Source organism: Paenibacillus sp. KS1, assembly GCF_001680695.1.
Lineage (GTDB): Bacteria > Bacillota > Bacilli > Paenibacillales > Paenibacillaceae > Paenibacillus_B > Paenibacillus_B suaedae.
The window spans coordinates 26439-38480 of the sequence record NZ_MAIS01000059.1 but is presented as its reverse complement, the minus strand read 5'-3'; the positions used below and the strand labels follow the sequence as shown (position 1 = coordinate 38480).

The 12042-nt window shown below is 49.4% G+C and carries 9 protein-coding genes; 5 read left to right on the top strand and 4 right to left on the bottom strand.

The features are described from left to right. Positions 1-244 precede the first annotated feature (244 nt). The 3 genes from BBG47_RS18775 to BBG47_RS18765 all read right to left on the bottom strand — a co-directional run bounded on the left by BBG47_RS18775 (position 245) and on the right by BBG47_RS18765 (position 4815). Positions 245-2812, bottom strand: a complete 2568-nt coding sequence (locus BBG47_RS18775; protein ID WP_254659863.1) for a glycoside hydrolase family 38 N-terminal domain-containing protein — start codon at positions 2810-2812, stop codon at positions 245-247. Positions 2813-3018: 206 nt separating this feature from the next. Then, a complete protein-coding gene (locus BBG47_RS18770) occupies positions 3019-3975 on the bottom strand; it encodes an AraC family transcriptional regulator (protein ID WP_254659862.1) in 957 nt (318 codons plus the stop codon). A 105-nt stretch (positions 3976-4080) separates the two neighbouring features. Beyond that, complete coding sequence (locus BBG47_RS18765; protein ID WP_065292969.1) at positions 4081-4815, bottom strand: hypothetical protein; 735 nt, start codon at positions 4813-4815, stop codon at positions 4081-4083. 322 nt (positions 4816-5137) lie between these two features. Between BBG47_RS18765 and BBG47_RS18760 the strand changes: the two genes are divergently transcribed. Then, a complete protein-coding gene (locus tag BBG47_RS18760) occupies positions 5138-5818 on the top strand; it encodes a TorD/DmsD family molecular chaperone (protein ID WP_021257210.1) in 681 nt (226 codons plus the stop codon). A gap of 97 nt (positions 5819-5915) precedes the next feature. On the opposite strand, the gene BBG47_RS18755 is transcribed toward BBG47_RS18760, so the two are convergent. Next, complete coding sequence (locus tag BBG47_RS18755) at positions 5916-6500, bottom strand: TetR/AcrR family transcriptional regulator (protein ID WP_021257209.1); 585 nt, start codon at positions 6498-6500, stop codon at positions 5916-5918. A 244-nt stretch (positions 6501-6744) separates the two neighbouring features. Between BBG47_RS18755 and cls the strand changes: the two genes are divergently transcribed. The 4 genes from cls (at position 6745) to BBG47_RS18735 (ending at position 11978) form a co-directional block, all read left to right on the top strand. Continuing rightward, a complete protein-coding gene (gene cls / locus BBG47_RS18750; RefSeq protein ID WP_065292968.1) occupies positions 6745-8256 on the top strand; it encodes a cardiolipin synthase in 1512 nt (503 codons plus the stop codon). 121 nt (positions 8257-8377) lie between these two features. Next, positions 8378-9232, top strand: a complete 855-nt coding sequence (locus tag BBG47_RS18745; protein ID WP_021257207.1) for an ABC transporter ATP-binding protein — start codon at positions 8378-8380, stop codon at positions 9230-9232. A 157-nt stretch (positions 9233-9389) separates the two neighbouring features. Then, positions 9390-10607 carry an MFS transporter gene (locus tag BBG47_RS18740; protein WP_065292967.1) on the top strand — a complete coding sequence of 406 codons (1218 nt, stop codon included), beginning with the start codon at positions 9390-9392 and terminating at the stop codon, positions 10605-10607. Positions 10608-10769: 162 nt separating this feature from the next. Beyond that, positions 10770-11978, top strand: a complete 1209-nt coding sequence (locus BBG47_RS18735) for an ornithine--oxo-acid transaminase (protein WP_065292966.1) — start codon at positions 10770-10772, stop codon at positions 11976-11978. Positions 11979-12042 lie beyond the last annotated feature (64 nt).

The window sequence follows — 12042 nt, the reverse complement described above, 5'->3', positions numbered from 1 at the left end:
ACGTACTCGTACATTCATAGTACCCGTACAGTGTGTATTTGAATTGCAGCATCAGCGTGTACATGAGTAAGTTTACAATATGCCAAGAAGGCCTGAATGGGAGAGAATGGAGCCCGTTTGGGTCTTTTTTTATTAAGGAGACAAGGTTGTGTGTGATCGCTAATGAAGGGTAAATCCCCTGATGCCTTGATGGGAGTGGACATCAGGGGGCGGATGATACTGCACTTTGAAAGATACGGCAGCCTTAACTCATGCGAGCGACAGTAAACGATGTGGCAAGCGTGGAAATTTCATTGGACAATTGCGCTGCGCTTATATCATGACGCAATTCCACAGCATAACAGAATTCGTAGAAACCTCCGAGTGTGGCTTTGAAATTCGTTTCCCAATAGTTCGTCATTAACCAAGCATAGGTAGACGGCTTAGCGTCCAGCGACTGCTGGGTATGAACAAGTCTGCGGCCATGCTCAAGCGATCCCAGTTGCAGCAGCGGTGTATCGGGCATAGCGAGAAGCAGTGTAAGCTCTTCGGACTGTGAACCTGTATAGTCTGTCACTGGAGGTTTATCGCTAGGATCAGCTGAATTAGGATGCGATGCATGCGTATGATTGCACCATGCAAGACCTTCTTGAATGCACGTATAATCCAGGCACGTGCCTGGCAGCTGATCGATCCATGGACGTACGATGGCTCCTGCTTTCTCTACATACAAGGTATCTTTGTGATGTTCGCCAGTCGTGAACGGCAGTGCGACATATACGTTCTCGGGAAGCCATACGCTGTCTTTGTGAAGCCGAACAGATATCTCGACCCGATTCGATGCAGCATGTACCTTCAGGAATAGTGCGTAATAGCTCATTCCTTCGATCACGTAAGTCAGCTCTATTGTCGCATATAACGGACCATTCTCGATTGGACGTGCACGGACGAGGCGACCGGTGCTTCGCTCTACGTTTATACCCTTTCGATTGCGTCCCATCCGGCTGCGAACAGCCCAGACTTGGCTCTGATCGCTTGAATCAGCAGCCGGAGTGACCTCGTAAATGGGTGTGAATGCACCGTGCTCGCGATTGGCTGCCAGCATTTCGCATCCCGTTTGTTTATCGATCCAAGAGATAATGCCCTCGTTTTCCTTCCATTCAATCCGTACATAGGGTGATTCAATCGAATGCTGAGCAATACGAATAGGATCATGTGCAGACTCTTCTGCATGCAAGTCCTCCATATCATAGACTCGATCACTTCCCATCAGGCGGGTATTGGATGTTGTCAGATTTGTAGGGCGAGCTGGTGCCTTACGAAGGTTCAGGAAGCACTCTTCACCTGGACCGAGCGTGACTTGAACGACAACGGACTGTGGGTGAGGGGACTGGTGCGGAAGCACATTCCTGGTTCCTTCATGTACGACTTCCAATCCACCTTCGAATAGAGCAGGCTCCCATCCGTCTAAGGATAGGGTGACAAGCTTGGCAGCGGGTGCATGCTCCGTGTTCACAATGCGATAGCGGAATGGACGCTCAGGATATAGAGGTGCAGCACCTTGCGCGAACAGCACCTGATCCAGCGCTTGGTGCGCAAGGCGGCTGGCCTCGGCTGCATAGGCCTGCTTGCGTACTTCGAGCAGCTGTACGTTCGGGTGCCATGGCTCATAGATGGAGGAGTGGTAGCCCCATGTATGTTCCGCATACATGACAAGTGCTTGCTCGACTTGATTCAGCTTCGAGATGTCCACGATGCTAGCCTTAGGATCGAGGCGCTTCACCTTGCGCAGTGTGCGCTGTGCGTCACGGAACAGCTGTGTATGCATGGCAGTTGAGCTGACGCCGTCAGACCACCAATCCGGCCAATCTCCTGTATAGACCGGTAACTGGTCTACATCTTCCTGCTTCAATCTAGCAAAGAAATCATGAAGCGTCGTCATCTCGATGCGTATCGAATCGCCGTATTGAGCGTTCCAATTACGAATGAATTCCATAATCCGGCCGTTGGGTGCAGCATTGTCTGTGCCTAGACCAGACAGCATGACCGGCACAAAGTCATAGGGATATCCTTCTTCCTCAAGCCGGCATACATAACGGTGCATACGGATGCGGGCAATCTCGTCATGATGCGCATCGATTAATTGGTTATCGAACTCGTCTTGGATCATATACTTGCCGAGTGCACCGGGACATAAGCCAAGCTCATTGCCGAACATGTAGTGCTCTCCGTTCCAGACGAGCAATCTCTCGCCATTCGGCGCCTGCCACCAGAAGGGCATCTGCTTGCGGCCAAGTGCGAACATGCCGTGGTGGGTGTGGATGCAGCTGAATAAATGCTTGATGCCATTGTCGAGGAGGCTCTGGGCATACCCCCATCCATAACCGTTAATGTCAGCAGTCATCGCTGAGTCCACATGTTGCCCGATCGACTCTGCGTATGTCTGTGCTTTACGATGAATGCTATGCAATAAGGAATAGTCCGGCAGCTCCGTCATATTCAAATACGTACCGGACAGCTCGATGCTGCCGCTGCGCACAGCCTCCGCGAATTGCTCGCGCTCCTTCTCCGAAGCTTGCTCCAAGAACCGTTCCACTGCCCAGAATGTCTCGCAAGTCCAGCGGAATCCCCTCCATTCCGGCTTCATTCCGTTCGATGCTTGCTGTACAATGTTCAGCGCCTGTCGAATAAATTCGACGTGATAGCGCTCGATCTTCTCCTGGCGTTCTGTATATCCAATGTCCGTATGGGAGTGGTGTATCGCATAAATGGTCCAAGTCCGCTTCGGGGAGGGGGTTACCGCACGTGCGATATGCTGTTCGATGTTCATCATGTAAGGCCTCCAATTCCATTTCAGCTAGGTAACAAGTAATGAAAGAAACCTTCCGCTCCATTCCGGCTTCAGAAGGTCAGTGACATGGCAGCGAAGAGCAGAGATTGTGTACCCCTGTCTTCTCTCCTGTATGCCCTCATTGTAAGGAATGGTGGGAAGGTTGTATTTGGACTGGTTGGCTTTGTTTTTGTAAAATACGGACATCATTATGCGTTCGGACGTTGACTCGGATCTGTATCGGGACGAGCGCGATGGAGATCACGGCGACGGTAACGTGCAGGAGATACTCCGAGGAGCTGAGTGAATACTCTTGTAAAATAATGCACCGACTCGAAGCCACACTGCTCAGCGATATGCTTAATGGCTGCATCAGTATCGAGTAGAAGCTCCTTCGCCAATTGGATGCGCCGTTCTTGTACATAATGGACGAACGTCTGACCGCCATGCTGCATGAACAGTCGGGATAGATGACGGGGAGAAATGTGCAAATGCTGTGCCACGATCTCAAGCGACAGCGGTTCACTAAGGTTATCCGCTAAGTACAGACAGGCTCTGCGGAACAGATCATTCGTGCCGATAGACATGTTCGCGGCGCCTATGGACACTTCCGGGAGCTGGTAGGTATGCGGCGCGAATAGCGGCAGCATCGAATACAGCAGTGCCCCAGCTGTCGATTGCAGTACCGCAATCGGGTAAGCGGCTTGTCCCTGCCCATTCGCGTTATCGAACATGTACAGCAAGGCGCCCCACAGCGCTGCTGTTGCTGACTTCTCTGCTGAAGGAATAACAGGGACGGCATCTTGCGCCAGTACTTGATAGGCACGAGCGTAAGCATCTGCCGAATCTGATTCGATGATGTCGAAGGCGACGTAACATAGCGCAAGACCCTCGTCACTGCGAATCTGATGCCAGATGCCAGGTCGGGAACAGAAGGAGGTTCCTGAGGATAGCGGATAATGCTTGCCATCGTCGATATATTCTCCGCTCCCTTCCATGACGTAGCACATTTCAAAAAAAGAATGTCGATGCAGCGTGTTATGGTAATGTTGGGGCATGAAGCCCCAGTAATGGACACGATAGCGCACAGGCCCGCAGTCGATCTGGGTGGCGTATATATTGAGCGCATGATTTGCTTTTTTGTATGCTATAGGACTCGCATTCATCATATGTACTCCTTTGTGTACCATACGTATGTCTAACATGATGCTTGGTTGAAATGCAGCTGCGTAGCGAAGTTCTGATTCTTCGCAGTATGGCCCTGATCTCTCTTAATCCTCCTTATTTGGCGAAAGGATATGCTTGCCAATGGCAAAGAGGAAAATTCCTACGTAAGCACCTACTCCCAGATACCACGAAAGAGTTTGATTAGCATCCTCCTCTAGCTGTGCTAGCAGGGTAGCTTGATCGGTAGAGACGAGAATGGTTTTGTTCTCCTTGAGCGGGACGAGCTGTCCCTCTTGCACGTGGACGGCAATAATTGAGCTTCTGCCAGGCCGAATGCCTCGATAGGCACATCTATTTTCTTTTGAAAAAATTCCGTCATTGCATATCAGGTATATTTCTTCCTGAATCTCCGCTCCATATACCATCGATGGTGTTAATATAAGATGTCCGGTCAGCAACAGCCATTCATTAGAACGAATCGGGTATCCAGCTACAGCTGCATCTTTTGCGAGCCAGTTGTTAATCTCATCGGGAGTACTAGGATAGTCTTTCCTTTTGTTGGGGACGTAAGTTTCTCTTTGCAGCAGTGCAAATGCAGGCTGAACGTAATCGGAATCTCCTGTTGGAGCCGCAGCTGTCATTTTTCCTTCAATAATTTGATAACCGTTCTGTGACAAATCGATCGTCGTTTTTGGCTTTATATTTTCCAGCTTCGAAATCAGGCTGCGAGTCTCCCTTTCTTTACCTGTTCCCAGTAGGAAAATAATGATGATAATCAATGCTAGGGAGGCTACGACAATAAGATCAAATAGAAAGCCTTTATTAAGTGTTTTTTTCATGGTTTCTCCTCTGATTTCTTCCCTTGAAAATGTGAAGATCAACTGTAAAGTGAGGCAACAATTGGAACTGTCTCTTGGCTATGACGTTTGTTACAATAAAATTTACCAGTATTTTAGTATCTAAATAAATCGGTTTTACGAACAAAGTATGTATGCAGTTGAATCGTATCAATTTACCGGGCAATTGAGTTCGAATTCACATAAGTGTCACATATAACGCTTTCAGCAGCCATGTTGTTCACAATTCGTCACAGCAATTGATCGTCCGGTTATGGGACAATATGGATGGAAGCTGGAAATCATCATATGGAGGGGACGGACGATGTTGTTAACGGCAGAACAGCTGGAACAGTGGAGTGGTGATACCGTGGAGCGAATGGAGACGCGCAAGGCAGCTTATCAATTGCTGGCTGATTTCCTGGGAGAAGTTCCAACACTAGATGTCATCATGGCATGGCGGAACGGGCAGGAGCTTAAGTTGTTGTCATCCAGTTCCGAAGGAGCCCAGAAGCTGTGCAGTATGCTCACGAACATGTCGATTAACGAAATGTACGCCGTATACTCCTCGCTGCGAGACGAGTATTTGCGCTTGTTCGGCTCTTCAGGCCAGCTGCCTGTAGCGCCTTGCGAGACCATGTATCGTGCGAGCGAGCAAATGTTGCCTAAGTCATACGCTCATGATGTGCGGCAAATGTATGCTGAATTCAGTTTGTATTTCAAGAAGATGAACGGAGAGCCTGACGACCATATTTCCATAGAATTGGAATTCATGGCTGTTCTCATCGAGAAGATGATGAACAATGTGGCCTCGAAAGAGCGTTATGAGCGCTATATGAATGGCCAGCGCGAATTCGTGTTGGATCATCTGAAGAGCTGGGCGCCACGCTTCGCAGAGGACTTGGCACAGCATGCTGAACATCCAATTTATAAGGCAATTGGAATGCTGCTAAGAGAGTTCATCGCTAAAGAAGCCGCATGGGCAGAACAGATGAAGATCGCATAGTTGCACATTCTGTATCGATATTGATGCAGTAAGATAGAACGAAATCGAGATCTATGCATATGACAAGGGACCTTTCCACACAAAGGTCCCTTCTTCTCTATACGGACTTGCACGTAATGCCGCGCCAATAGATCGTCCAAGCGGCTTCAAGATTGCTCTCGAATCGGCTTACGCCTCCGTACAGAAGCTGTACGAACAGCCCGTCCAATATCGAGATGAATGCCTTGGCTGCCTGCTCGGGATGAACACCGTGAATTTCTTGTGAGCGCAGCGCCTGTGCCATGCGGGGGATGAGCCCCTTCTCCAGCCGCTCGATGAAGGAGTGCATGCGTTCAAGGACAGGCTCTTGAAGCGATGGAGGCGGGAAGAAGGCGACCCGCAGCATAAATTTGAGCACATCATACTGGCTGTACCGGTGACGGTAGGAGTCAAGCAGCAGCTTCAACTGATCGTAGAGCGGCAAATGCTCATGCTTGTGGAAAAAGTCCGTGATCCAGTTTAACTCATCGACAAATACAGATTGCAGCACGTGCAAAAACAGATCTTCCTTGCTCTTATAATGCGCATAAATAGATGGCTTCTTGATACCGACTTCCTCGGCAACTTTGGACAAGGAAGTCCCGGCATAGCCATATTTGGCAAAATGGGATAGAGCGATAAGTTGAATGCGGTTGGCAGTCAAAGGGAAACCCTCCATTCTTCGCTGTTCCATAACTACCTATCGTTCGTTCGACGAAATTATGTCACACGGTTGAAATCGTTGTCAATGACATATTTGAAAGCGGAGAATTCGGGTATAGTAATTCAATATGGATTGTTCTTCCTTCACCTCTTGATTAAGACATATTGCAGGATTATATAGTAGGATGCTGTATAAGGATAGAAGCATGTTAGATACAGATATTTAGAGATGGGGGAGCATGCGGATGAGGAGAGCATTGCAGGTAGGTTTGTTTCTGATCTTATTGATGACGCTAGGTCTATACATAAACGATACGTTCGGGCATACCATCGCTACATCCTTAAGTATTATGACGACACTCGCGGTCATCACGCTTGCCGTTATTATTTTTATGGAAAATCGGCATCCTTCCAGCACGGTTGCATGGATTCTGGTGCTGGCACTCGTTCCTGTAGTCGGATTTATTTTCTATATGCTATTTGGTCAAAATTATCGCAAGCGGCGCCGTTATGCCCGCAAGGCTGTCCAGGATCGGCAGGGGTATGCCTTCATTGATAATGAATCGCTGACACGAAGGGAGCAGGTATTCGCTACCTTCAATCCTGATGAGCGCCAGCTTCTGCGACTGACGAGCCGACTTAGTAAGAGCCCGATATCCTTCGGCTCCGATACGCGGATTTTGAACAATGGGGAAGAGACGTTCTCTGCGCTCATTACGGAATTGAACCAGGCGCAGCATCATATTCATATGGAGTATTATATCTATCGAGATGACGACATCGGACGATCGCTTAAGCGAATACTGATTGATAAGGCAACTGCTGGGGTTAAGGTTCGCTTTATGGTGGATGCGGTAGGAAGCATGCATCTGCCGAAGACATTCTTGGCGGATTTGCGCAATGCCGGGGTCGAGGTGGCGGTGTTTGGTGCTGTGAAATTCCCGCTGTTCTCGAATCGGGTGAATTACCGGAACCATCGCAAAATTGTTGTCGTGGACGGCAACGTCGCTTTTATCGGCGGATTGAATGTAGGAGATGAGTATTTAAGCCGCAGCAAGACGTATGGCTTCTGGCGCGATACTCATATGATCGTCCGAGGCGAAGCGGTGAAGACGATGCAGATCATTTTCCTACAAGATTGGTGCCATACGACAGGATGCAAGTTGTACGATCCAGAATACTTGACTCCACAGCCTACGGAGTCGGCCTCAGGCGCGGTCCAGATGATCGCAAGCGGCCCCGATCAAGAATTCAAAACGATGAAAAATGTATTCTTCTCGATGCTGACTTCGGCCAAGAAATCAATCTGGATCGCAACGCCTTACTTTATTCCGGATGAGGATATCTTTACAGCCTTGCGTGTAGCAGCGTTGTCTGGTGTGGATGTGAAGCTGTTGTTCCCGGCTAAGCCGGATAAGTGGCTGCCGTTCCTGGCATCGCACTCCTATTTCCCGGGACTCATGGAGGCGGGGGTTCGCATCTATGAATATGAGAAGGGCTTCCTGCACTCGAAGCTCATTATTGTGGACGGAAAGATGGCGACGATCGGAACGGCCAATATGGATATGCGCAGCTTCCACTTGAACTTCGAAGTGAATGCACTGCTGATGCGTACAGAGAGTGTTCAGCAGCTCGTAGAGGAGTTCGAGCTTGATCTACAGTCGGCCGCACCGATCGTAGAAGAACAGTTCGCACGCAAAAAAGTGTTCACGCGCTTTCTTGAATCGGCCGCACGTCTATTCTCACCACTGCTGTAGGCCTAAGTGGACTACAGTGGTAGTTGGAATAGATTGACTCTATGTGTGGTTTGTGGCATGATTAGGTAGAACTCCTTTTGAGAACGATTTTCATTATCTATGGAATGCGGGAGGAACGATCATGTCTGTATTGAACACACGCTCTCTTACGTTATCGTACGGGGAAACCTCTATTATAGAAGATTTAACGGTTAGTATACCTGAAGGCAAGATTACGGTGCTGATTGGCAGCAACGGATGCGGCAAGTCGACGCTGCTTCGCTCCCTTGCCCGCTTGCTGAAGCCTACGCTTGGTACGGTTCTGCTGGATGGTAAAGATATTCATCGTTCCAGAACGAGGGAAGTTGCGCGTAAGATGGCGATCTTGCCTCAGGGTCCAACAGCGCCAGAAGGGTTGACGGTTCATCAGCTTGTGAAGCAAGGACGTTATCCATACCAGACCTGGCTGAAGCAGTGGTCGGAAGAGGATGAGCGGCTTGTACGCCATGCGCTCAAGGTGACAGGCCTTGAGGAATTGGCTGATCGGCCAGTAGATGCCTTGTCCGGCGGTCAACGACAACGGGCGTGGATCGCCATGACGCTTGCGCAGAATACGGATATCGTTCTGCTCGATGAGCCGACAACGTATTTGGACTTGAGCCATCAGATCGAGATACTGGATTTATTGTATGATTTGAACCGGAATGAGGGCCGTACCATCGTGATGGTTCTTCATGATTTGAACTTGGCTTGCCGGTATGCGGATCATATTATAGCTGTGCGCAATAAGGGCATTCATTCACAGGGAGCTCCAGAAGATGTGCTGACGGTCGACATGGTGAGGGACGTATTCTGCATGGAATGCATCGTATGCGATGATCCGCTGTTTGGTACACCGATGTGCGTGCCGCGAGGCAAAGGGCGCATCTGCGGTGAACGTTGTGAACGCAAGGATGAGTGCGCAGCGAACACAATGCTGCAATCAAGCGCTGTATAAAGGAAATACGGAACTTTAGAAAGATGTGGACGGGGAAATCTAAGAAGCTGTTTGGCGTTGCCAGACGGCTTTTTTTGCACCCTTATTGCCCCTTCTTTTTCCAACTGATATGCTTGGACTATTAATTATGACATATGATCATCGGAGGGACATTCATTTGTGGAGCAATCGTAACGTATGGATTGTGCTCTGTGGCGAATTTATTGCCGGTCTGGGGCTTTGGACGTCCATTATCGCGAATTTGGAATTTATGCAGCATTATGTGCCATCAGACTTTATGAAGTCATTGATATTATTCACTGGCCTTCTCGCAGGTGTGCTCATTGGGCCATATGCAGGGAAAGTGATCGATTCGCATCGCAAGAAGAGTGTCCTTATCTGGGCGGGTATCGGACGGATGGTGAGTGTCTGCTTCATGTTTCTCGCCATTGCACAAGGCTCGGTCTGGTGGATGATTCTATTTGCAGTGTGTCTGCAAATATCCGCGGCATTTTATTTTCCGGCGCTTCAATCGGTCATTCCACTTATCGTTCAAGATAAAGATCTTATCGCATTGAACGGAGTCCATATGAACGCATCTACGATTGCCCGTATTATCGGAACGGTGGCAGCCGGTATGATGCTGTCTGTCATGAGCTTGTCTGCCTTGTACACGGCATCGCTCGTCGCCTATGGACTTCTGCTTGTCTCCACGTACTTCCTTGATATTGATGAGGGGGCTAAGGAAGACCGCAGCCAGAAGCGTAAAGAGAAGCAAGGCGGCGGATTCAAGGAAATTGTCCCGATGCTCAAAGGGATGCCAGTTGCTCTTATGGCGCTCTGTCTATCGATTATTCCAGGATTCTTTATTGGGAGCTTCAACTTGATGGTCATTAATATTAGCGAAATGCATCAGGATACGCAAATTAAGGGCTGGCTCTACGCAGCTGAAGGCGTTGCCTTCATACTGGCTGCATTCTTCGTGAAACGCTTATCCGGTCAGCGCGATCTATTAAAGCAATTGTTCGCACTGTCCTTCATTATCGCAGCTGCGCAAGGGCTGCTGTTCTTCGCTCATGTGAAATGGATGACGCTTGTGGCGTTCGGACTCTTTGGCTTTGCAGCTGGATTCTTCTTCCCCTTGTTGTCTACGTATTTTCAGAAGTCGATTCCGAAAGAACTGCATGGCCGCTTCTTCTCATTCAGGACGATGCTGGATCGGGTCATGTTCCAAGTGGTGCTTCTTGCGGCAGGGTTCAGTCTGGATACGATAGGCTTGCCTTACATGGTACTGATTTTCAGCGCGCTATCGCTAGCTATCCTTTTGTATGGAATGGCTCATACCGTTGGCTCGACGTCCAAGCGCAAGCAGGACACCGAGAAATCGGCGATTTGAAAGTAAGATATTCGTAAATGGGCTGTGTACAGGAGGGTTCCCCAAATGTTCCGTAGAAGGAATATGATGGGAACTTTTTCTGTATGAGAAAAGGAGAGTGTACACCCCTTGTGGAATAGGATGTAGGGAAGTATCGATTTTGAGGACAGAGGAGGACGGAACATGAAACGGTCAGAGGAAATTATACAGACAGCGGAACGATTCGGAGCGAGGAATTATCATCCGCTTCCTGTCGTAATCGAGAAGGCAGAAGGAGTGTGGGTTGAAGATCCAGAAGGGCGCCAATACATGGATATGTTAAGCGCTTACTCTGCCTTGAACCATGGTCATCGCCATCCGAAGCTGATCGAAGCTCTTGTGAATCAGGCGAACCAATTGACGCTTTGCTCACGCGCCTTCCATAGCGAACCGTTATCTCGTCTGAGCGAACAGTTGGCAGCATATACAGGCAAGTCCAAGATACTGCCTATGAATACGGGCGCTGAAGCAGTTGAGACTGCTCTCAAGGCGGCACGACGCTGGGCATATCGCCATAAGAGCATTCCACGCGACCAAGCGGATATTATCGTATGCAGTGGCAACTTTCATGGTCGTACCATTACCGTTACCTCATTCTCTTCCAGTGAAGAATACAAAGAAGACTTCGGCCCCTTTACACCAGGCTTCACGATCATTCCATACGGCGATGCCGAGGCACTGGAAGGTGCAATTACGCCGAACACGGCTGCATTCCTCGTAGAACCTATTCAAGGAGAGAACGGAATTGTAATGCCGCCAGATGGGTATTTGCGCAAGGTGCGAGAGATTTGCACCCGTCATCATGTGCTGTTCATTGCAGATGAAATTCAGACGGGATTCGGACGAACCGGCAAGCGCTTCGCCTGCGATTGGGAGCAGGTGATACCGGACATGTACATTATGGGCAAGGCACTTGGCGGAGGTGTGCTTCCGATTTCTGCTGTAGCAGCAGACGAAGCGATCTTATCCGTATTTGAGCCAGGTTCGCATGGCTCAACCTTCGGCGGCAATCCGCTAGCTTGTGCGGTGGCCTCAGCGGCGCTTACCGTACTTGACGAAGAAGAGTTGGCAGAGCGCGCCGAACGGCTCGGGGCATATTTCCAGAAGCAGCTTGCCAGCATATCCAGCCCGATTGTGAAGGAAATTCGTGGTCGTGGCCTGCTGATTGGCATGGAGCTAACGGAGGGGGCCAGACTCTACTGTGAGGCTCTTATGCGTCTTGGTCTGCTCTGTAAGGAGACGCATGGCACGGTCATTCGCTTTGCGCCGCCGCTGGTCATCACGGAAGAACAGCTGGATTGGGCAGTAGAGCGTATTCGCAGTGTGCTGGTCTCAGGGGCGATTATTGCTTGAACAACAAGAGGGTGACAACATCGCAATCTGCTTACTCGATAGAAGGTTTAAGTCATGCCTATTT

Bases quoted from the DNA above. Each gene is read 5' to 3' on its own strand.
- BBG47_RS18775 (WP_254659863.1), bottom strand. From the start codon at position 2,812: ATGATGAACATCGAACAGCATATCGCACGTGCGGTAACCCCCTCCCCG.
- BBG47_RS18770 (WP_254659862.1), bottom strand. From the start codon at position 3,975: ATGAATGCGAGTCCTATAGCATACAAAAAAGCAAATCATGCGCTCAAT.
- BBG47_RS18765 (WP_065292969.1), bottom strand. From the start codon at position 4,815: ATGAAAAAAACACTTAATAAAGGCTTTCTATTTGATCTTATTGTCGTA.
- BBG47_RS18760 (WP_021257210.1), top strand. From the start codon at position 5,138: ATGTTGTTAACGGCAGAACAGCTGGAACAGTGGAGTGGTGATACCGTG.
- cls (WP_065292968.1), top strand. From the start codon at position 6,745: ATGAGGAGAGCATTGCAGGTAGGTTTGTTTCTGATCTTATTGATGACG.
- BBG47_RS18745 (WP_021257207.1), top strand. From the start codon at position 8,378: ATGTCTGTATTGAACACACGCTCTCTTACGTTATCGTACGGGGAAACC.
- BBG47_RS18735 (WP_065292966.1), top strand. From the start codon at position 10,770: ATGAAACGGTCAGAGGAAATTATACAGACAGCGGAACGATTCGGAGCG.